We start from the raw sequence: 20,009 nt of genomic DNA, 5'->3' as shown, positions 1-20,009 counted from the left end.
TCTTAACCAGCGCGACGGGTTGGTGCGGCCGTCGCCTTTGCTTTGGTCGCTGCCTTTTTGGGTTTTGCAGTTTCTTCGCCAGCGTTGGCGTTGGCAGCGGTCCGTTTTGACTTGGTTTTCTTGGTGTTGAGGCCCGCGCTCTGACGCAGGGCCTGCAACAGATCGACGGCCTTGGCGGCCGGTGCAGCTTTCTTCTTTGGAAGCGACCGCCCNTCAATCTTGGCCTTGACGAGTTCTACTACAGCCTCCTCATACCGATCATCGAAGCTGCCCTTTCTTTTTNGCGATGATCAGTTCGGCGATCTCGAGCAATTCGGGATCGCTTTTGACATCCGGCTGATCCTCGAAGGCTTCCTGCGACGAGCGAACCTCGTAATCGAAGTTGAGAGTGGAAGCGATGAGGCCCTTGCCATGTGGGCGGATGAGGACGGTGCGGAGGCGGCGGAACAGCACGGTCCGTGCGATAGCCGCAACCTTGGCCTCCTTCATGCCGTCGCGAAGCAGAACATAGGCTTCCGTACCCATCTTGTCTGGCGTCAGATAATAGGGCTTGTCGAAATACACGGTGTCGATGTCAGAACAGGGAACGAAGGATTCGATCGTTAGCGTCTTGTCGCTATCGGGGACGGCGGCTGCGACTTCCTCCGGTTCAAGAACGATGTATTGTCCGTTCTCGGTCTCATATCCTCTGACTTGGTCTTCCCGTTCGACGGGGTCTCCGGTTTCGCCATCAATGAACTCGCGTTTGACTCGATTTCCGGTCGCTCTGTTGAGCGTGTTGAAAGCGATACGTTCCGATGCTGACGCTGCGGTATAAAGCGCCACCGCGCAGGACACGTCGCCGAACTTGATGAAGCCTTTCCAGTTTGCCCTCGGGGAACTCATGATACGCGCACTCCTAACACAACCAACGCGATTCAACCGAATCAGCGAGCGAACCGTTCCTCGCTAAAACGAATCGTTTTTCAATGACTTAGGCGCATTTGGCCTCCCGTTTTGCGAGTCTGTCTTAGATCGCTGATTCGATGCATCTTTNGACAGCAGCGCGCGTTTTCCTTGGGACAGCAACCAAAAGGGAGATCTGTGATGACCAAGCGCGAATTGATCGATACCGGCACTGACAAGCGTTACGTACGCCGCGATGAAGACGGGAAGTTCAAGGAGAGCGTCGATGTCTCTCGTTCGCTTTCAGCCGATGCGCGCCATGACGCAAAGAATGATACGAGATCAGGCGAGGGCGACAAAGGTGATCGCAAGCGCTAACGCAAGCCTGTGAAGATCGCCACCTACAATGTTAACGGCATCAATGGTCGCCTGGATGTTCTGCTTCGTTGGCTGGACGAGGCTCGACCGGATATCGTTTGCCTGCAGGAACTGAAGGCACCCTCCAATAAGTTTCCTCGCAAAGAGCTGGAACGTGCAGGCTACGGCGCGATATGGCAAGGCCAAAAATCGTGGAATGGTGTCGCCATCCTTGCACGTAGTCAGGAGCCGCTTGAGACGAGACGCGGGTTGCCGGGCGGTCAGGACGACGACCAAAGTCGTTACATTGAGGCCATCATTGACGGCATGATCGTTGGATGTCTTTACCTGCCCAACGGCAATCCAGTTCCGGGGCCGAAGTTTCAATACAAGCTAGGCTGGTTCCGGAGACTGCATTCTTATGCGGAGGAGCTGCTGGAGCTTGAAGTGCCCGTCGCGCTCGTGGGTGATTTCAACGTCATGCCGACTGACCTTGATGTTTATAAGCCAGAGCGCTGGATAGACGACGCGCTGTTTCGGCCCGAGGTCAAGGCGGCTTATGCGAATCTGGTGGGACAAGGCTGGAAGGATGCGATACGGCATCTCCATCCGACCGAACGCGTCTACACCTTCTGGGCATATTTNCGGAACGCATATGCTCGCGACGCTGGTCTGCGGATTGACCACTTTCTGTTGAGCCCTGACCTCACAGAGAAGCTGTCAAANGCCGAAGTCGACAAACACGTGCGTGGCTGGGAACACAGTAGCGATCACGCGCCTGTGTGGATTGAGCTTTCTGAAAAATCAACCAACCGAGGGAGAAACAAATGACCGACAACTGGAAAAATGAACTTCGACTAAAACTCGAAGATTTACTCGACAGACTCATCGTTGATGGTGTCAGCCGCGACGATGCCTGCAACGCGGTTATCGAGGCGATCAGCCGCCTCAAAAGCGCCCATGAGACAGATCCAGATCCTGCGGAGGATGTGGCGGTTGAAGAACCGGCCAATGACTGGCCTGCGGCTGGCCAGGCAAGACCTTTAGAGTGAAGCCACGCCGCGGCACAAGCTAATGACAGCGGCTTTGCCTCTGCCAACTCGTTGGGTGGCGACTATTTGCTACTCGTGACCCACAAGGGTGCGAACTCTGACGTAGGGCAGGGGTATACGACTAGTCCTGTAGAGGCCTGATAGCATCGACCCGAACGATCCCTTCGATGACACCTCGGGTGATATCTGTACGACCGTGTTCGATCTCGATCACTGTGTAGAGCTTTTCGTCGCGAAATGCGCTTGCGTTTGCAGTTGTGACATCTTCTGCCGGCGCGGAATCAATTTCCATAAAATCCACCTCGCGGCTTGATGCGACAATCCGTGCATCGCCGGACGTTCGAGCAGCCACCGTAACGGGTCCGTTAGGCTGAAAACCCTGCCATCTGGGATCGTCGGGGCTGGCGGTAGGCTCAAGACGGTAAATGTTGAGGGNTTCGCCGGAGCGTTCGGCCACAACAGAGCTGTCCCGGATTTGGGCCTGACTTTCGACAGATTTTCCGAACCGTGTTTCGCTTGTGTTTTCGCCGATATCTGATCTGGTCACGTTTGACATAAGGGATCTCCACTTCGCCTGCCGCCGTCCCCTCATCGAACTGTCGATGTGAGGGGCGTTGCATTTGCTCGTACCGTATTCGGTACGGACCAATAACAAGCTGGCACGCAAGCAGTTCCTTGCCGAGCAGCAACAGACGTCCGTCGGCGACCACAACAGAAAGTACAAGAGGGAGTTTTCACTCAGTTGACGTCGAGCCATCCGAGTGACACGAAACTAAAAGTTGACCAAGGTCAAAACAACTGCTATCAATGGTTTATCGATCTTTNGCTTGCTGAACTTTGGTTACTGCGCGATTAGCACCGCGCCTGAACGAACTTTCCTTCAAAACTATCGCTATCATCGTCGTACGGATTTATCCCGTGCGATACCACACGTATGCTTTGAAAGGGTTCATTATCATGACCACAGGCACAGTAAAATGGTTTAATTCCACAAAGGGCTTCGGCTTCATTCAGCCTGACAACGGCGGCGAAGACGCATTTGTCCACATTTCTGCCGTTGAGCGCGCAGGAATGCGTGAAATCGTGGAAGGTCAGAAGATCGGCTACGAACTCGAGCGCGACAACAAGTCGGGCAAGATGTCGGCCTGCAACCTTCAGGCTGCTTAATTCAAACTGCTTCTGCTTTGACCACGGATGTACTGGCACTGCGTGAAGCGTGTTTTTCGAAAGGCCGGACTTACGTCCGGCCTTTCTCGTTTNCAGACAAATTATTGGAGCACACATGTCTCAGAGCAAATCTCGCGAAGGCAGAAGTTTCGTTCAGCAGTCTGCAGTCCCAGTTCTTTGCCCGCGGTCATGCCATCCAAGAAAATGATTACGTGACAAAGTCCCGCGAGGACAAGACATCCCGCCTTCGGGAGGCGCGACTTGCGAAGGAAGAGCACGATCGCCTAAGTGCTTCGACGAAACCTGCCGTGAAAACACGGAAGAGGGCATGATTCTATGACCAAGGATCATAGCCTGCAACATTCCGACTGGTCGTCAGACGTACTGCGCGAAGCGCTTGAGGCTGCCGGTGTTGCGCTCTGGTCCTGGCAGGTAGACAGCGACGATTTCTTGATGGACCGCCAAGGGTACACCTTATGGGGCGTCACGAAAGCAGAGCCGCTTTCCTTCGAGCTGCTCTCGGAAANGATTCATCCCGCAGACCGCGATCGGGTCAGGGCGGCGTTTGCCGCAACCAGAGCTGTCGTCGGATCCTACGAAATTGATTTCCGGATTATTCTCGGACCTGATGTTCGCTGGATCTCGGCAAGAGGGCGTGGAAGCGACGTAGGTATCAAAGATCGGAAGATGACAGGCATATTCCTGGATGTCACCGGAAGAAAAAACGCTGAGGAGAGCCACGAGCTTCTTGCTGGCGAGATGAGCCATCGGGTCAAAAACCTGCTGGCGATCGCGGCAGGGCTCACGAAGATTACGTCACGCTCGTCCGCTTCGCTGGAAGATATGACCGAGCAGCTCACCAACCGACTGACGGCGCTCGGTCGTGCGCACGATCTTGTGCGCCCGTTGCCTCAGGGGCATGGGAACGCAGCCTTGCTCGGCGACATCTTCACGGTTTNGCTGGCACCGTATGATGATGAGGGCGCATTCGCCGGGCAAATCAGGGTAGCAGTTCCTCGACTGGGTGTCGGAGAGAACGCAGCAACGGGTTTGGCTCTGATTGTTCACGAGCTGGCGACCAACGCCATGAAGTATGGGTCATTGTCTGTGCCTGAGGGTACGCTGGACGTGTCGGGAACGATTAGCGGCGACGTTGTTGAAGTCCAATGGACGGAACGTAGCGGACCTGAGGTTCAAAAGCCTGATGGTCTTGGCGGCTACGGGAGCAAGCTCCTTCACCGGACACTGGCAGGTCACCTGGGCGGAACGCTGGAGCACGACTGGTCAAAAGACGGATTGATCGTCACTCTGAAGATCAACAGCCCGCGTCTAGCCTCCTAAATCTGCTGTACCTCCTACAATTCCTTGATCGACCGTACGATCATATCAAGATCATACGAGTTAGCAATGAACTCGGTTGACGACAAATGAGAGCGGTTTGATCGAGTTTGTTCCGCCCGTTGAAGGATTTTGGCGGTTGAAGTCGAACCTTTCCCCACTTTTCGAGTTAGGCTGTCGGGGAGTTGGGATAGCGGATGGAGAGCCGCCGATCTTGACGGATTATCGTCAGTTTGGTTTCCGTGGCTGTTAGAGCATCTGCGCTGCCGTATTCAGGGGATTGGGGTTAGGCAAGCACTTGAAAATACCGAGCATCCAGACAGATTATGCCGCGATCCTCATGGGTATGCCGCAGCCGTACTTGGTTCTTGATCTCGACCTGATCATTGTCGGCGCATCAGATGCCTATCTGGAGCTTACACAGCGAACCCGAGACGACATCGTCGGTCGCAACATCCTTGAGGCATTCCCGGAGAACCCTGATTCAGCGGGAACCGTAGAGCAAGGCCCACTTGAAGTATCACTCCGACACGTTATCGCCTCCGGTAAGCCGCACGAGATGGCGGTTATCCAATACGATATCCCGCAACCACAGGGCGGCTTCGTTCAGAAATTCTGGACACCTGTGCATACCCCGGTCATCGGGCAGGACGGGGCGATCCAATATATCATTCAAAACCCCATGGATGTCACCGAGAGCGTCGTGAAACAACGCGAGGCAGATGCGCGGCTTCGCGTAGCTTTACATGCAGCGGACCTGGCATCATGGGAGTATGAGCCTGAGACCGATATCTGGCGGCGGAGCCACTCCGTCGACGTGATGTTTGGTTTTTCTCCCGGCGGCGGCGGGCCAGTTGCTGAGCCGTTTTTCGCAAGAATGCTACCTGAGGACCTTCAGCGCGTACGGGGCGTTGTATCCAGTGCTATCGACAGCCCCGATCAGACCTTGATGAACTTCGACTACAGGATTGTTCTTCCCGACGGCGACTTAAGGTACGTTGCATCACGCGGTGAAGTGCTCAGGACATCGACGGGAAAGGTCAGGATGATCGGCGTCATGATGGACGTGACGGCCGACCGCAAANGAGAGGAAGAGCTATCCAGCGCTCTCAAGGCTCTGGAGCAGTTGCTTTCCGAAGTGAATCACCGTGTGAAGAACAGTCTCCAGCTTGTCGTGAGCACGCTTCGTCTGCAGGCGAGGCGGCTTGAAGACCCCGTTGCGATGGAGGCGTTCGACCAAGCCATCTCTCGGGTTAGAGCGATCATCTCAGTTCATGAGCGGCTCTACCGATCGGAAAACTCTCTGAGCGTCGACATGGTCGATCACATCAGCAGGCTTTGCCTGGATATAGCTGCATCACCGAAGGCAAGACAGATTACTGTCGAAGCCGACGCTCTGTCGTTGCCGACAGAGCGGGCTATTCCCCTGTCGGTTATCCTCAACGAGCTACTCAGTTCGCAAATCAGGAGCGCATCGAAGGACGATGGTCCTGTTGTCGTATCGCTTCGTGAGGTTTCCGATGGGCTGATGGAACTGGAAATCCGCGATCCGAACGCGAGCCGAGGTCCACAAATCCTGTCCGACTTGTCGTTCAGGCTGGTTAAGAGCATGGCGATGCAGATCGACGGAGAGTTTCATTACCATACACGGACAGCCGAACAAAAGGTTGCGGTGACCTTTCCCAAGGAGCGCAACTGATGCCTCTACGTATCATGATAGTGGAAGATGAAATGCTTCTGGCTATGGATCTAGAGGATATGCTCCTCGACGCAGGCTACGACGTCGTCGGTCAGGCATCGTACATGCAGCAGGCCATCGCGCTCGCCGAACAGAAGAGCGGCGAGATCGACGTTGCCATCATGGATGTCAATCTTGCTCGGGGGACGAACGGTGTCGAGACAGCAGCGGCACTGCGGGAGCGCTGGAATATACCATCGCTGTTCGTCAGCGGAAATCTCGATGAGCGCACACGCGAAGCCGCACTTCCTCTAAGGCCGCTTGGTTTTGTCGGAAAACCCTACTCCGAAAGAGAGGTGCTCGGTTCACTCGGGCAGCTTGCCATCGGCCCNTGACAAACCGCCGGCGATGTGCCACATCCGAAAGCCACTCAAAGAGCTTTNGCTATGCAAAANGAGCATTTTTTNGAAATAAGCGTTGAAACAACCGCAGGTGCCTGAAAGGCGGTGGTCTATGGGTCAACAGACCAGAACTTCAACGACCTCGCGGCACTTCAAAGCGCTCATGAAGATCGCGCGCGCCAAGATAACCGAGGCTGCAATCGAAACCCTGCGCGATACCGCTCGGTCGGTCATTGAGTGTGAAGGCACTGCGATTATATTGAAAGATGGCGACCTCTGTCCCTACGTGGAAGAGGATGCCATCGGAGCCTTGTGGAAGGGCAGAAGTTTCCAGGCGTTGCCTGCATCACTGGATGGTCCACGATAAACAAGGTGACTGCCGTGAAACCAGACATCTGGCAGGACGACCGGATTCCATATGAGCTCTATGCTGGCACGTTCGTAAAGGCGATTGTCATGGCACCGATCCGATTGGCGCAGTCGGTGCTTATTGGTCTCAGCCCTCACTTTCAAGTCAACGACCTATCTGGCTACGGTTTNACAACGCTGCGAGCGTGGCTTGTACGTCAGCTCAAATAGGCAGCGAGTTCTTCCGGGGTTCCTTGCGGAAAAGCTTGCTTCAGGCAATCGAGGAAGGCGGAAACCCGTATGCTCAATAAACGCCTGGTAGGGTAAAGCGCCCAGAGAGCCGTTTCTGCGCCTTCGACATCGCCCCAGTAGTTGAGACGACCGGAGGCGATGTCTTTGCTGACCAGAGAAAGCGGTAGCCGTGCGACGCCCGCACCCATCAACACCGCATCCCGCAGCATCGTGTTCGATGACATACCAAGCACCTGCGTTGTCGCAAGCTTTGCAGGCCCGGACGCCGTCACCACATTCCAGATGTCTGGCCTGCCGACTAAGCTGCGAACCACTGACGGCACTGTGTTATCCCGTTCGGGCCAGGCGAGGGCGGGGGCCGCGACTACCACCTGTCGGTCACGTAGAAAAGCCCGACCAACGAGATTCACATCGGGTTGAGGATTAACGCGGATGACGAGATCGTAAGCCTCCTCGATCATATCCACGGCGCGATCTTCCACCACGATTTCGACCCGCATCTCTGGATATTTAAGCACGAAGCCTGCCGCGAGCTTTCCCAGGGCCGCCTGCGAAAACATAAGCGGCGCGCTGATGCGCAAACGTCCACGCGGCGATTGACCCCCTAATGCGATGGCCGTTGTCGTCTCTTCCAGCTCCGTCAGCAGTTGCGTCGTCCGCTCGAACAAAGCTCGACCTTCTTCAGTCAACTTCAGGTCCCGTGTGCCGCGCTCAAAGAGCCGCAGGCCCAGGCTCGCCTCAAGATCGGCTACGCGTCGGGACAAAGTGGCCTTAGGCCGACCTGCCGTGCGCGCCGCTTTTCCGAACCCGCCATGGCGGGCAACAAGGTTGAAATCAGCCAGTGCGAGAAGATCCATGTGTTCCACCTGTGAGACGATGGGTCCAGATATAGCGACTATTGGAAGCGATGTGGATCACTTAATTTCGGGATGTCTTCTCAAACACGGCCCCAGCGGCTCATCAAGGAGTACTATCCATGACCATTCTCGTTATAGGTGCCACCGGCCGTGTTGGTCGTCACGTGGTACACCAGCTTATTCAACGGAGCGCCGAAGTCCGCGTGTTGACACGCGATGCGGCCAAAGCGAATTTTCCGACGGATGTTGAGATCGTAGAAGGCGAATTGCTCGATCTTGACGCTTTGCGAGCTGCCTTTAAGGGTATTCGCACCCTTTTCCTTCTTAGTGCCGTCACCGGCGATGAGTTCACGCAGGCGATCATCACTCTCAACATTGCCCGTGAGGCAGGTGTAGAACGCGTCGTTTATCTATCGGTATTCAATGCCGATAGCTCAGTCAATGTGCCGCATTTTGCCGTGAAAGCAGGTGGCGAACGGATGCTGAGCGAGATGGGCTTCAGCGCCACTATCCTGCGCCCGACCTACTTCATCGACAATGAAGTCATGATCAAGGACGTTGTCATCAACCACGGCGTCTATCCCATGCCGATTGGCACTAAGGGCGTTGCTATGGTCGACGCCCGCGATATTGCAGAAGTGGCGGCCATTGAGTTGATCCGTCGTGATGAGGCACCCGGTATCTTGCCAGTGGAAACAATCAATCTCGTTGGGCCTGACACGCTGACTGGACTGCAAATCGCTTCAATCTGGTCTGAACTTCTCGGTCGGCCAGTCACCTATGGTGGCGATGATCCGAGCGGTTTCGAGCAGAACATGGCGAGCTTCATGCCGAAATGGACCGCCTACGAGATGCGTCTGATGGCTGAACGCTATGTGACCGATGGCATGATCCCGAACAAAGGTGACGTCGAGCGGCTCGTAGACCTGCTCAAACGCCCTCTGCACAGCTACCGCGATTTNGCAAAAANCCTTGTTTCCGCTCGCTGAGGAGCCAACTGGCAGCCGAAATCACACCGATGCATCACCTGCGAGCTGGCGAAAAACTCGCCAGCGACCAATCCTTCCACCTGCAGACCCTTTNCACAGGAGAAGTATGATGACCAATCTCTGGAGCCCGATAACACTTGGCGGGATTACCCTGCCGCATCGTCTCGCCATGGCACCGATGACCCGCAGCCGCGCCAAGCCTGACGGAACACCCGGGGACCTCGCGCCGGAATATTATGCACAGCGCGCATCGCTCGGGCTACTGATCAGCGAAGGAACACAGCCGTCCGAGGACGGGCAGGGCTATCTGGCAACCCCGGGTATCTATACTGACGCGCATGTCGCTGGCTGGCGGAAGGTTGCCGATGCCGTCCATGCGGCAGACGGGCGCCTGTTCATCCAGCTCATGCATGTCGGCAGACGGTCTCACCCCGACAACACGCCACACCATCGCCAGCCCGTCGCACCCTCCGCAATCGCTTCCGGCGATTCCATGTTCACTATGAGCGGGATGCAGCCGGTGCCCCAACCTCGCGCACTGGAGACAGAGGAAGTCCAGCAGACAATTGCGGATCTCGCATATGCCGCAAAGCGGGCGATTGATGCCGGTGCAGATGGTGTCGAAATCCACGGCGCGAACGGGTATCTGGTACACCAGTTCCTCGCACCGGACAGCAACCATCGCACCGATGAATACGGCGGCACGATGAAAAACCGGGCGCGCTTTGCTATTGATGTCGTGCGCGCGGTCGTCGACGCCATCGGCCCGCAGAAAACCGCCATTCGCCTTTCACCGGGTGTTGCGACGGGGGGAATAGCCGAAGGTCAGGACAACGACGATCTATACCGCTATCTGGCGGTCGAACTCGGCACGTTGGGCTTGGCTTATCTTCATATTCTTTATGCTCGCAACGATCCTTTGCTGGAAGATGTCCGCCGCTCCTTTGGAGGCCCCCTGGTCCTCAACCGCCCCGGTCGTTCTCGTCAACAGATCGGTGCCGATGTCTCAGCGGGACTTGCCGATATTGAGGCACTTGGCGTCATGGCACTCGCCAATCCCGATCTTGTGCAGCGCCTCAAGACCGGGGCTCCGCTCAATGACGTGAGATCTGCTCTTTTTNATGCAGGCGGTGGTGCTGAAGGTTATACGGATTATCCAGCAATCGGCATCGTCTAATTCTCAAGTGGGCGGATACTATCCGCCCGCCGTCCCATAACCGAAATTTGGGTTTCGAAATTAGCCAGAACTTGTGGAGGCCATCGTCAGCCAGCGACCGGGTGTCATGCCGAAGGTTTTGCGAAAATGGCGGGTAAAATGTGCTTGGTCAGCAAAGCCCGCATCTGCCGCCGACTGCGCTAAACCTTTCCCACCCACGATAGACAGTTTCGCCAGTTCGAGCCTGCGCATGATGAGGTATCGATGCGGGCTGGTGCCCAGCAAGCGGCGGAACTGTCGGGACAGTTCGTAACGGTCCAGCCCGGATGCAATCTCCAGCACTTCAGAGCGCACGATGTCGCTGCAATGATCTTCGATAAAGTCACGGGCACGCAGCACAGCGGTTCGAGCTGACTTGGCGATTGCCATTGGTGGTGCACCGGCCTGACGAGAAAGATCCGATGCCAGCCGCATCACCACGTCGTCCATAATCAGGTCACTCGGCTCCTCGCTCAGATCGGCAAGAATTTCCGCTAGTGCCTGCCAGAGGCGTACATCGGCAACCACAGGGTCGGTAACAAACGGCAGAGCGTGGCGGTACCCATCAGCAGCGCTAATGAGGTTGGGTGGCAGATAGATCATGCGATAGATCAACCCGTCCTCGGTACCTGCAGCACCATCATGCAACTCGTCCGGATGCAGCACTATGACATTGCCGGGGCTGCTGAAACGCTTGGTGCCGCGATATCGGAAGGTCTGTACGCCGTGCAATGTCAGACCGAGTGCATAAGTGTCGTGCCGATGCGGCGAGAACGCGTTGCCATGAAACCGGGCTTCGATCCGCTCTACACCGTGGAAAGGCGCGGCAACAAGCATGCTGTCAGCAAATCCGACTTTGCACGAACGTTCAAGACCGCCCCGCCTACTTGCAGCTATATCTTCTTTTCCCTCAATACCCCGGACGGAGTTCAACCGCATGTTTGACACCAAGATCGCAATCGTTATCCGCGATGACCTCGCAACCTGGCAGAAGCTGAACGTCACCGCTTTCCTGACGAGCGGCATCGTTGCCCAGACACCAACCCTCATCGGCGAACCATATCGGGATGCGGCTGGTCATGTCTATAATCCAATGACGGTCCAGCCGATCGTGGTTCTGGCGGCGGATCAGGAGACGCTGCGTAATATCCTTAAGCGAGCTCTCGACCGAGACGTTAAAACTTCCGCCTATATTGAGGAAATGTTTGCGACAGGTCACGACGCCGCCAACAGGGAGATGTTCGCTAAATTCGGCCCAGACGAAGCGAAACTGGTAGGTCTCGCTCTTCGAGCTGACAAGAAAGCAGTAGACAAGATCATAAAGGGAGCAAAAATGCACCTTTGAGAACATCGCTGTTATAAATTCGGGGCAATATAATCTCGCAACATCCGTGAAATGTGGCCATGTGCCTCATGATGCCTAGCTTAATTCCTGCCGGCCGGNTCGCAGGCCATGTCGGATACTCCAAAAGTGATTACGGTAACCGCCTGGCTATATTTGTTTTACGGCGCTGGGAGCGCAGTTTGAGCGACCTTAGGTGCAGGCAGGGTGATCATGACTGCCCTCAGCGTCATCACGATCGTCGGGCTCACCACTGCCGGATCGAATTATTCAAGACCAAACAACGACAGATGATCTCAGCGAACGAAAATAAGGGTGGTGCACATACGGGTTCAGCTCTCATTGGATTGACAAGCTTTAAAAGCAGCTGCGGAAAAGGCGGATTACCAATCCATTCAAATTTGCGATTCAAGGAGTTTTGCAAGGGAAGATTAATCACTCACCAGGTAATAATCGGACCTTGACCGTAAGGATGGAAGATGCCGAACCAATGTAGTGGATGCCGTGATGGCGAAGCTTTCGAATTGCCGTTCTCGATGGCATTCCAGCCAATAGTAGATGTCAACAGTGGCACCATATTCGCACACGAGGCACTTGTACGGGGCCTTGCTGGCGAGGGTGCAGGGTCCATTCTAAATCAGGTCAAGGATGACAATCGCTATGCTTTCGACCAGCAATGTCGGGTCAAGGCGATCGAGTTAGCGTCCAAGCTCTACGATCCGAATGACAACGTGAAACTGTCGATCAATTTTATGCCGAACGCCGTCTACGAGCCCCGCGCCTGTATACGTTTGACGCTCGCCACAGCAATGAAAACCGGCTTTCCGGTCGATCGCATCATATTTGAGTTCACCGAAAGTGAGCAACTTGACACAAAGCATGTCCTAAACATTCTTCGCACCTATCGGGATATGGGCTTCAAAACCGCCATCGATGATTTTGGCGCCGGATACGCGGGACTGGCTCTGCTCACGCACTTCCAGCCCGACATCGTCAAGTTGGACATGGAGATGATCCGGGGCATCGATATCGATCGCGTCAAACGGACAATCGTCAAACATACACTGGGGATGCTTGAAGAACTATCGATCGTGCCACTATGTGAAGGTGTGGAAACGGTGGAAGAACTGAAGGTCCTTCGTGATCTTGGCGTATCGCTTATTCAAGGCTATGTATTTGCCAAACCCCGTTTCGAGGGACTGGCTGTCCCGACCAAGACGCAAGACCTTTTGGCAAAAGCTGCATGATTTTGGATACGTATCCATTCTAGAGCTTTCGATGTACCCGCTTGCTGCGGACGGCACCACCACTTCAGTCCATTTTCAACTGTGCAAACCATGTAGCGTATGGAGTATTCTTCGCCAAATATCGGTTGAAATCCGGCGCCCCATCATCCCACCAGACAGGACCGCGTTCGCCGAGCGCAACCTTTGCCGCATCCACTCTTTNGCGTGCTTCTGCCATTGCTGGTGAAGATGTCTTTTCGTCCCGAACGGTCCTCCGAGCTGCCATCAGTTCCTGCACCAATGCCGTATGTGTGATCTCGTCCAGACCAGGGTTACTTCGACGCCACAACCTTCCTCTGACGACAAAATATCGACCATCGTCCGTGTTCAGATACTTCTCACTCATTTGAATCCAAGTGTCCCTTGCGCTGGCTCCGAATCCTGAGACGGTTTGCCTTCACGACGACGGGCCAGTTCAGTCTGTGCGCTGAAGCGCACGTCCAAATCCCGATCAGTAATGAACGCGTTGAGCATTTCGGTGCTGATACGATCCCAGGATTTTCCGCGATCTGATCCTGCAGGTACGCGCGGCAGAAGACCCGGCTCGGTGCTCCATGCAAGGCAATCGTCAAGCGAGGTTTCGTTCAACATGTCTCGGAGATGATGAGCCGTAACATAGGCGTCTGGCATGGCTCTATGCGCGGGTAACCCGACCTCGTGCACCAGCCCGGTTGGCATTCGTTGATAACGCAGCATCTGGTTGGAAANTCGGGGAAGCATTGGCCAGACACGCAAGGCGCATTTCCAGGTGCAAATCCAGGGCGTTCCGCCTGTAAACCGCGGCGTGCAGTATCTTTGCTCGAAGGCCGCTCGATGCGCTGCCAAGGCATCAATGTGGCCAAGTGGACGAAGAACAGTCGATGCTATTTCCTTCCAGTACGGCGCATTCGCAACATCGGTATCCAGGATGTGATGGATGGCCATGGTGTCGGGTGAAATCGGGCGACCCGGGTTCACGAACAGTGCACCGCGCTCGCCGCTAACCTCCCACTTTCCAGACCCGTCGATGACGACATCCTGCCAGCCGATCTCGCAAACGTCGTGTGGACCATTGCCTCCCGTTTCGAGATCGATGACGCGTACTCTGGCTTCGGACACTTCGATGCTACCTTCCTTTGAAATTCAGTATTGGTAAGCGAAATCGACGCCGGATAGTTCCTGAAACTGGAAGCGTGGCGGTTGGCGGGTGCTGGATTGTCTTTAGGCTTTGAGGTTGAGCCTGAATTACCTGCTCCGCCGGCGTTGTCTTCTGTAGCCATCTACCTAGCGTTTACTTTTGCCATGCAGCTCTGACGGCAAGCGCGAAATGTATTCAGTGCGCGCACCAGTTCCAACCTAGCCCGCTCACCGACGGGTTTTGTTTATGGCTTAAGGCTTCCTATCTGGGATGATTAACCAGAACAGTTGGACGAGATCCCGCCACGTCCGCATCATGTCGTCGAGGGCCGACGTGATCTGGAGGTACGCGTAGATCGCAAACAGTGTGAAAGCCAGCAATACCAGCCACGGCCATATCGGGCGCTTGCGCCTCGGTTTGTTTTCGATCTTGTTCAATGCCGCGCCTGCTTTTTTTCTTCCTGCAAGATTTCATATTCAGCTTGTTGGAGCGCCACCTCAATTAGATATGCAAGCGTGTCTCGCCTTGCTGCCCGAGCAGATTCATGCGCCACCTTAAGCGCTATAAGCGCATTTTTNACATCTTCCATCTTTATCCGACCCACTTCCCGTTTCAATGCCAAAGTGAATTATCCGGCTTTACCGTCTAAACACGATGACAAGGTATTGATATCAAGACGCTTGTCATGATGGCACGTTCGGAACCGGAAAACGCTATCAGATAGGCTAGCTGAAGAGCGGGGGCATACAAGGTACTAGACTTCTGCAGCAGGAGCCGTGCCCTGTTTGGCGCGGATGGCTGCAGCGGTCGAGGCGGCTCGCGCCGTCCCGGTCATCACTGCCAACCTGCACCGAAGGAGTTGCGAACTCGATCCCGTTCTCCTTGAACGCCTCACGGATCATGAGGTTGGCGCGGCGGCGGATCATCGACTGAAGGCCGCTCGGGCGCAGCATCATGCCGAAGCTCAGCACCATGCCGGAGTCACCGAACTCCTCGACCCCCTTCATTTNCAGGGGCTCGATAAACAGGACCGAAAATTCTGGTTCGTCAGCGAGGGCGGCTCCGATCTTCTTGGTGAGCTTTCTGGCCTTTTCAACGTCCGCATCGTAGCTGACGGAAATGCGGAACTTCACGATGCCCCAGTCACCACTCTGAACGGCGCCAAGTTCTCCGAACGATACCGTGTATACCGGGCCGCGGTGGTGACGCAAGCGTACCGAGCGAAGGCTGAATCCTTCCACTGTTCCCTTGTAGCTTTNCACCTGGATGTACTCTCCAACCCGGTACGCATCGTCGAGCATGTAGAAGATCCCGGCGATCACGTCCTTCACCAGCGTCTGCGAGCCAAAGCCAAGCCCCACTCCAAGGATTCCAGCACCCGCGATCAGCGGTCCGATTTCGACGCTCAGTTCCGAGAGGACGATCAGACCAGCAACGACCGCGACCCCAACAGCGAGGACGTTGCGGAAGATCGGCAGCAGGGTCCGAAGTCGTGCCTGGCGGACCGCCTGCGATGCATCGGGGATTTGCTCGCCAGGCCCAGGAGTTTTTATTGATCCATGACTTCGCCCGGTGCCCTGCCAGGTCAGTGGCGGATCAACCCAGAACGCAGCCGTACTGCGCTGGCGCAATTCTTCGGGAGACCGTGGCTTCGTCGCCGCAGGCAAAGGTGGCGACATCTATGCCGGACGACACGGGAACGTCTATCGTCGCGAAAACGGCGAGTGGCAGAAGCACACGCCCGACGGATGGTACCCCGTCGACCGTCCCTCGACAGACGGCCTCAAGAACGCGGGCGAACGCGTTCATCGGCAGAAAGTCGATCTTCGTAGCTGGCAACTCCGATGGCGACTACGAGATGCTGCGCTGGTCACCGCAGCCAAGGGTCACGGTTTCGCGATGATCGTCCATGTTCGGCACGCCCCAGCTTCTACGGTTCCCGCTTCCCATCGCGACGTCACCGTATGTTCCGTCGGGCTACGTGACGGGCTTCCCTGACCACGGGTTGAGCGCCCTCGCTTTGTCTGAGACAACGGCAACTTCTATTGTGGGCTCTCTGGTTGGTTCGTTGTGCAGACAATTGCGCCCAGTAAGTCTAGGATGCCGAGATGAGCCGATTCAATGACATCGAAGCAGCCCTGCTGAGCAGAATGCGCGCATTAAANGCGAAGCCGGAAAAGACGATCAATTTTTTGGACCTCTGTTTACCTCTGGGCGACGCTGGCTTCACTCGAAATGAGATCATGGAGGTGTTGAGTGCCTTGGAACAGGAAANGATCATCGCGTTCTCGCCGGGGAACAGGCTGCTGATCCTCAAGAAGCTGCCTGTTTAACGGCCTCTGTAGAAGTTCAGATGCAGCAAAGGCTCGACCTCAACAGACATGTTGGTCGATCATCGGTGTCATCGCAGCCACAGCCTCCAAAGCAGCAAAAGCACAGAGAGGTCGCTGCGGCAGAGACCGTGGACAAACCGCAGACCTCCAGAACCGAGTTAAGTCGCGAGCCACTCATATAGGCTGGCAACGCCGAAAAGCGCAAATTCCTTGGGCTCGGGACGGCTGCGGAGAGAACATGGTCCGTGAGCCCCAATGCGTGGAGGAAGCGCAGCAAGACCGGAAGGTGCGAGAACCAGGTCCCAAGAGAGTTGCCTTTGGGGCTCTCGAAGTTGTTCGCCGAGTAAGTCTGTACTTCGATGTTTGTGAGCTGGGATAAGAGGGCGCAACAACAGCCGCAGACAACGTCATCGTAATGTTGGTCAAGAACTGCGGAACGTCACCATCTCTCGCTGAGTTTCTGAGTTGCAACTCGCCGACCAAGGCCGAGGCAGACCAGGAGAGCAAGGGATGAGACATAAGGAAAAGGCACCTTCCAATCAGGCAGATGGCATCGATGCTAGGCCAACCTTTCTCAGTGACCGCCAGCGGGCAGAGGTATCGCTGTCGCTCCCTAAGGATTCAGGCCTCACTGCAAAGGCTGAGATATCAANCGGGGGATTGCTGTCGATTGCGGTGTTGGTATCCAGCATCCTCCTGTCAACCGCAGTCCTCGTTCATGTCGCCACGCGCGATGCATCGCGCCCCAAGCGCTGGTGATGTGGGATTTCTTCGCGATCCGAACGAGTTCGCTCCGATGCGTCCGCGTCACGGGCCACTCCGCCAACAGAGCGGCTCCGGATCGGGAACATTCGCGGAATCGGTTGGTTACTAGGCTTCCACATTAACGAGGAGAAGAATTTATGGTCACCATGGTTGGTAACGAAGGAAGCATCGAGAAGCTGGTCAAGGATCTGCTCTATCTCGAACATGATGCTATCGCTGCATATGACTCCTGTATCGAACGGCTTGACGACAAGTCGCTGGCTGCGAAGATTGATGAATTCAAGCAGGATCATCTCCAGCACGTGGCTGTTCTCAACGAGATCGCTTTAGAGATCGGTATCGAACCTCCTGCGGAAGGCGACATGAAGCAGATGCTGACGACGGGTAAGATCGCTCTTGCAGATCTCTTCGGTGATTCCGCTACCCTCAAAGCCATGAAGACGAACGAGGATGACACGGTAACCGCATACGAGCGTGCGTCAAAACACGAGGACGCCATTCCGAGCACGAAAGCATTCTTCCTGACCGCCCATCAGGACGAGCTTCGACACCGCGCGTGGATGGAAACGACCGCAAAGTCGATGTAACCTTGAAAANTACGTGGGCGGTATTCATTTAGGGACTACCACCCACATGTCGGTAGCCTGCAGCAACCATGATGGTTGCGCGTTTGCTGTCGCGGGTGACGAGGGCGCCCCCATGATGGGTTGAGCGCCCTCCGTTTGTTTCAAACCGAGATCAAATGTCAGCATCGTACCTTATCGTCTTTCTGCACGGCATCGGCGCGTCCGGCCAGCAGCTCGCACCTTTGGCATCGTCGTGGAGTGCTCGGCTGCCCACAGCGGTATTCGCGACTCCGGATGCGCCATATCGTAATGGGTACGGCGGCCATCTGTGGTTCAAAGTTGATGGCATGCAGCTAGATCCTGGTCGAATACGCGAGGCACGAGAGGGTTTCGACCGGAAGATCCGCGACGTGATCACACAGGAAGGCTTCGAAAACCGACTTCATGACATTGCATTCGTGGGTGTGTCACAAGGCGCAATCATGGTTTTGGATGGTGTCGCGTCTGGCCGTTGGAGCGTAGGCGCTGTGGTCGCGTTCTCGGGCCTTATGCCTCCCACATCCATCTTGCCAGAAAGCAACCGGACCCCTGTGCTCCTTGTACATGGTGCCGATGACCGCACTATACCATCTGTCGCTTCAACGATGGCGGCCGGACAGTTACGAGCGGCCGGGTTCTCGGTGGAACTGGAGATCGAGCCTGGAGTGGGGCACACGATCTCAATGAGTGGGGCGGACACTGCGGCGCGATTTCTTCAGAATGCCTTATCTTGATAACGGCAGTCGCTGACACCTCTGTTTTTNGGATGTATGCGAAACTAATGATCAAGTCAGCCTGATTTCCGGCTCTTGAGCTCGTCTGCGACCGACTTGCGCAGCGCGTCCATGATGTTGATCACGTTGGACTTTGGCTCGGCGGCTTCTAATTTCTTGCCCTTCGAGGCTTTCTTATGTTTGAGTGCTTTCTTCTTTTCGGCGATCAACTTGAGCAAGCTTTCCTGAATGGGGTCGCTTACCATGTTCGGCGACCACCTTGCCGTCTTCTGCTTGATCAGCTTTTGGGCAAGCGGGATCAGATCAGGGTCGTCGTCTATATCTTCCAAATACGTCTCTTCGGGGCCGAACCTCGTCGCCGAAGCGAAGCGACCACAGACGATGCCACCGTCGCGCGGCTCGAGGACGATCACCTTTTCACGAGGCCCGATGATGAGCTTCGAGATGCTTACGCCTTGTCGGTGACGGCGAAGGCCTCGTAACCCACCGCGTCGTCCGGCGTAAGGTAGTAGGGCTTCTCCAGGTAGACCCATTCTATGGATTCAGCCGGAGCGAATTTCTGGATATCTATTGTGTTGACCGTGTCGAGCGCAACGTTGCAGAGGTCGTCGTCCGTGAGTATGACGTAGTCGTTCTCACCATGCGCATATCCCTTCGCATCGTTCTCGTCCTTGACAGGTCTGCCTGTCACGGGTCGATGTATTGCGACACGACGCGACTGCCCGTTTCCTTGTTGAGCGTTTGGAAACGGACCTTTTCCGATTCTAACGTTGCGGGCATCATGTGCACCGGACAGGTGACCAGCGACAGTTTCAAATAGCCTTTGCAGTATAGTCGAGGTGCCATGATACGTCTCCATATTCGGCCTTGCGCTGTTGCGCAGTCTTGGAAGACGTGAACTTCGCCGCCCCACGTGTTGCGCGCTGCTTGCTCGCTCCGGCATTCGCGTTAGCCGCCGTTCGTTTCGGCTTCTCAGCAGCCTTCATCAAGCCAGCGCTCTCGCGAAGCGCGGCAAGCAGATCGTTTGGCTTAGAGGCCTCGACCTTCTTGCGCTTCGGCAACGCCTTGCCCTCGATCTTGCTCTTCACCAGTAGCCTTGCCGACCGCAATTTCATTTNGCGCATATGGGGTGTCGAGTTCGCGGGTATGACTCGTTCATCAGTCAGGTTGCCNATGGTCGTAAGCCGGAGACGTCAACTTGTGGCCGAGGGGACAGGAACTGTCGCGCTGGCAGAGCGGTGCTGGAGACGACAGCCCGACGCATCCCATTTTCGGCCAGTCGACCGCGAGCACCACAAGGGGCCAAGT

The 20,009-nt window shown here is 55.7% G+C and carries 19 protein-coding genes and 5 pseudogenes; 15 read left to right on the top strand and 9 right to left on the bottom strand.

The annotated features are described in order from the left end of the window. Positions 1-2 precede the first annotated feature (2 nt). Positions 3-885, bottom strand: a pseudogene (ku, locus tag CUC55_RS05025) (non-homologous end joining protein Ku). A 201-nt stretch (positions 886-1,086) separates the two neighbouring features. Between ku (CUC55_RS05025) and CUC55_RS05020 the strand changes: the two are divergent. The 3 genes from CUC55_RS05020 (at position 1,087) to CUC55_RS05010 (ending at position 2,294) form a co-directional block, all read left to right on the top strand. Beyond that, positions 1,087-1,263: a hypothetical protein gene (locus CUC55_RS05020; protein WP_103087144.1), complete on the top strand. Its 177-nt coding sequence runs from the start codon at positions 1,087-1,089 to the stop codon at positions 1,261-1,263. Positions 1,264-1,272: 9 nt separating this feature from the next. Then, positions 1,273-2,073, top strand: a complete 801-nt coding sequence (gene xth, locus CUC55_RS05015; protein ID WP_103087143.1) for an exodeoxyribonuclease III — start codon at positions 1,273-1,275, stop codon at positions 2,071-2,073. Beyond that, positions 2,070-2,294, top strand: a complete 225-nt coding sequence (locus CUC55_RS05010; protein ID WP_067653000.1) for a hypothetical protein — start codon at positions 2,070-2,072, stop codon at positions 2,292-2,294. The genes xth and CUC55_RS05010 overlap by 4 nt, the downstream gene beginning before the upstream one ends. Positions 2,295-2,415: 121 nt before the next feature. Here the strand turns inward: CUC55_RS05010 and CUC55_RS05005 are convergent, their stop codons facing one another. Beyond that, complete coding sequence (locus CUC55_RS05005; RefSeq protein WP_103087142.1) at positions 2,416-2,850, bottom strand: hypothetical protein; 435 nt, start codon at positions 2,848-2,850, stop codon at positions 2,416-2,418. Positions 2,851-3,251: 401 nt separating this feature from the next. Here CUC55_RS05005 and CUC55_RS05000 point away from each other — a divergent pair, with 401 nt between their 5' ends. The 5 genes from CUC55_RS05000 (at position 3,252) to CUC55_RS04975 (ending at position 7,245) form a co-directional block, all read left to right on the top strand. Continuing rightward, positions 3,252-3,461, top strand: a complete 210-nt coding sequence (locus tag CUC55_RS05000) for a cold-shock protein (protein WP_067652995.1) — start codon at positions 3,252-3,254, stop codon at positions 3,459-3,461. Between the two features lie 336 nt (positions 3,462-3,797). Next, positions 3,798-4,802, top strand: coding sequence for a sensor histidine kinase (locus tag CUC55_RS04990; RefSeq protein ID WP_103087141.1), 1,005 nt, complete (start codon positions 3,798-3,800; stop codon positions 4,800-4,802). A gap of 277 nt (positions 4,803-5,079) precedes the next feature. Next, on the top strand, positions 5,080-6,498 hold the full coding sequence (locus tag CUC55_RS04985) for a sensor histidine kinase (protein ID WP_425352743.1): 1,419 nt from the start codon (positions 5,080-5,082) through the stop codon (positions 6,496-6,498). Further along, complete coding sequence (locus tag CUC55_RS04980) at positions 6,498-6,872, top strand: response regulator (RefSeq protein WP_067652989.1); 375 nt, start codon at positions 6,498-6,500, stop codon at positions 6,870-6,872. Before CUC55_RS04985 ends, CUC55_RS04980 begins: the two co-directional genes overlap by 1 nt. A gap of 118 nt (positions 6,873-6,990) precedes the next feature. Beyond that, on the top strand, positions 6,991-7,245 hold the full coding sequence (locus CUC55_RS04975; RefSeq protein ID WP_067652987.1) for a hypothetical protein: 255 nt from the start codon (positions 6,991-6,993) through the stop codon (positions 7,243-7,245). A gap of 199 nt (positions 7,246-7,444) precedes the next feature. On the opposite strand, the gene CUC55_RS04970 is transcribed toward CUC55_RS04975, so the two are convergent. Beyond that, entirely contained in the window at positions 7,445-8,335 is an 891-nt protein-coding gene (locus CUC55_RS04970) for a LysR family transcriptional regulator (RefSeq protein WP_067652985.1), read from the bottom strand. 119 nt (positions 8,336-8,454) lie between these two features. Between CUC55_RS04970 and CUC55_RS04965 the strand changes: the two genes are divergently transcribed. Together CUC55_RS04965 and CUC55_RS04960 are read left to right on the top strand one after the other, a co-directional pair. After that, the gene (locus CUC55_RS04965; RefSeq protein WP_103087139.1) at positions 8,455-9,324 is read left to right on the top strand and encodes an SDR family oxidoreductase; all 870 of its coding nucleotides are present in this window, start codon (positions 8,455-8,457) and stop codon (positions 9,322-9,324) included. Between the two features lie 109 nt (positions 9,325-9,433). Then, positions 9,434-10,501, top strand: coding sequence for an alkene reductase (locus CUC55_RS04960; RefSeq protein ID WP_103087138.1), 1,068 nt, complete (start codon positions 9,434-9,436; stop codon positions 10,499-10,501). A gap of 60 nt (positions 10,502-10,561) precedes the next feature. Here CUC55_RS04960 and CUC55_RS04955 read toward each other — a convergent pair whose 3' ends face one another. Next, the gene (locus CUC55_RS04955; protein WP_067652979.1) at positions 10,562-11,356 is read right to left on the bottom strand and encodes an AraC family transcriptional regulator; all 795 of its coding nucleotides are present in this window, start codon (positions 11,354-11,356) and stop codon (positions 10,562-10,564) included. A 100-nt stretch (positions 11,357-11,456) separates the two neighbouring features. On the opposite strand from CUC55_RS04955, the gene CUC55_RS04950 reads away from it, so the two are divergent. Both CUC55_RS04950 and CUC55_RS04945 read left to right on the top strand, forming a co-directional pair. Further along, entirely contained in the window at positions 11,457-11,864 is a 408-nt protein-coding gene (locus CUC55_RS04950) for a DUF2000 family protein (RefSeq protein ID WP_067652977.1), read from the top strand. A gap of 476 nt (positions 11,865-12,340) precedes the next feature. Beyond that, positions 12,341-13,108: an EAL domain-containing protein gene (locus CUC55_RS04945; RefSeq protein WP_067652975.1), complete on the top strand. Its 768-nt coding sequence runs from the start codon at positions 12,341-12,343 to the stop codon at positions 13,106-13,108. A 381-nt stretch (positions 13,109-13,489) separates the two neighbouring features. Here CUC55_RS04945 and CUC55_RS04935 read toward each other — a convergent pair whose 3' ends face one another. From CUC55_RS04935 to CUC55_RS22850, 3 genes and pseudogenes are all read right to left on the bottom strand, one after another. Continuing rightward, positions 13,490-14,245 carry an exonuclease domain-containing protein gene (locus CUC55_RS04935; RefSeq protein WP_103087136.1) on the bottom strand — a complete coding sequence of 252 codons (756 nt, stop codon included), beginning with the start codon at positions 14,243-14,245 and terminating at the stop codon, positions 13,490-13,492. 773 nt (positions 14,246-15,018) lie between these two features. After that, positions 15,019-15,766 (bottom strand): annotated as a pseudogene (locus tag CUC55_RS04920) (mechanosensitive ion channel family protein); the annotation flags it as partial. Between the two features lie 94 nt (positions 15,767-15,860). Then, positions 15,861-16,073 (bottom strand): hypothetical protein, encoded by a 213-nt coding sequence (locus tag CUC55_RS22850; RefSeq protein ID WP_170063822.1) that lies wholly within the window; start codon positions 16,071-16,073, stop codon positions 15,861-15,863. Between CUC55_RS22850 and CUC55_RS23130 the strand changes: the two are divergent. From CUC55_RS23130 to CUC55_RS04880, 3 genes and pseudogenes are all read left to right on the top strand, one after another. Further along, a pseudogene (locus tag CUC55_RS23130) lies at positions 16,063-16,175 on the top strand (haloacid dehalogenase-like hydrolase); the annotation flags it as partial. The gene CUC55_RS22850 and the pseudogene CUC55_RS23130 sit on opposite strands and share 11 nt — an antisense overlap. A 1,324-nt stretch (positions 16,176-17,499) precedes the next feature. After that, positions 17,500-17,949, top strand: coding sequence for a DUF892 family protein (locus CUC55_RS04885; RefSeq protein WP_067652959.1), 450 nt, complete (start codon positions 17,500-17,502; stop codon positions 17,947-17,949). Between the two features lie 155 nt (positions 17,950-18,104). Continuing rightward, positions 18,105-18,701 (top strand): alpha/beta hydrolase, encoded by a 597-nt coding sequence (locus tag CUC55_RS04880; protein WP_067652957.1) that lies wholly within the window; start codon positions 18,105-18,107, stop codon positions 18,699-18,701. Between the two features lie 56 nt (positions 18,702-18,757). On the opposite strand, the pseudogene ku (CUC55_RS04875) reads toward CUC55_RS04880, so the two are convergent. Beyond that, a pseudogene (ku, locus tag CUC55_RS04875) lies at positions 18,758-19,547 on the bottom strand (non-homologous end joining protein Ku). Further along, a pseudogene (locus CUC55_RS04870) lies at positions 19,514-19,792 on the bottom strand (hypothetical protein); the annotation flags it as partial. The pseudogenes CUC55_RS04870 and ku (CUC55_RS04875), both read right to left, overlap by 34 nt. Positions 19,793-20,009: the final 217 nt, after the last annotated feature.

The sequence above is a fragment of the Agrobacterium bohemicum genome (genome assembly GCF_002896715.1).
Taxonomy (GTDB): Bacteria; Pseudomonadota; Alphaproteobacteria; order Rhizobiales; family Rhizobiaceae; genus Agrobacterium; species Agrobacterium bohemicum.
This window is presented reverse-complemented; position numbering and strand designations above follow the sequence as displayed.

Bases quoted from the DNA above. Each gene is read 5' to 3' on its own strand.
- CUC55_RS05000 (WP_067652995.1), top strand. From the start codon at position 3,252: ATGACCACAGGCACAGTAAAATGGTTTAATTCCACAAAGGGCTTCGGC.
- CUC55_RS04950 (WP_067652977.1), top strand. From the start codon at position 11,457: ATGTTTGACACCAAGATCGCAATCGTTATCCGCGATGACCTCGCAACC.
- CUC55_RS04975 (WP_067652987.1), top strand. From the start codon at position 6,991: ATGGGTCAACAGACCAGAACTTCAACGACCTCGCGGCACTTCAAAGCG.
- CUC55_RS04885 (WP_067652959.1), top strand. From the start codon at position 17,500: ATGGTCACCATGGTTGGTAACGAAGGAAGCATCGAGAAGCTGGTCAAG.
- CUC55_RS04880 (WP_067652957.1), top strand. From the start codon at position 18,105: ATGTCAGCATCGTACCTTATCGTCTTTCTGCACGGCATCGGCGCGTCC.
- CUC55_RS22850 (WP_170063822.1), bottom strand. From the start codon at position 16,073: ATGAACGCGTTCGCCCGCGTTCTTGAGGCCGTCTGTCGAGGGACGGTC.
- CUC55_RS05010 (WP_067653000.1), top strand. From the start codon at position 2,070: ATGACCGACAACTGGAAAAATGAACTTCGACTAAAACTCGAAGATTTA.
- CUC55_RS04955 (WP_067652979.1), bottom strand. From the start codon at position 11,356: ATGCTTGTTGCCGCGCCTTTCCACGGTGTAGAGCGGATCGAAGCCCGG.
- CUC55_RS04945 (WP_067652975.1), top strand. From the start codon at position 12,341: ATGCCGAACCAATGTAGTGGATGCCGTGATGGCGAAGCTTTCGAATTG.
- CUC55_RS05020 (WP_103087144.1), top strand. From the start codon at position 1,087: ATGACCAAGCGCGAATTGATCGATACCGGCACTGACAAGCGTTACGTA.
- CUC55_RS04970 (WP_067652985.1), bottom strand. From the start codon at position 8,335: ATGGATCTTCTCGCACTGGCTGATTTCAACCTTGTTGCCCGCCATGGC.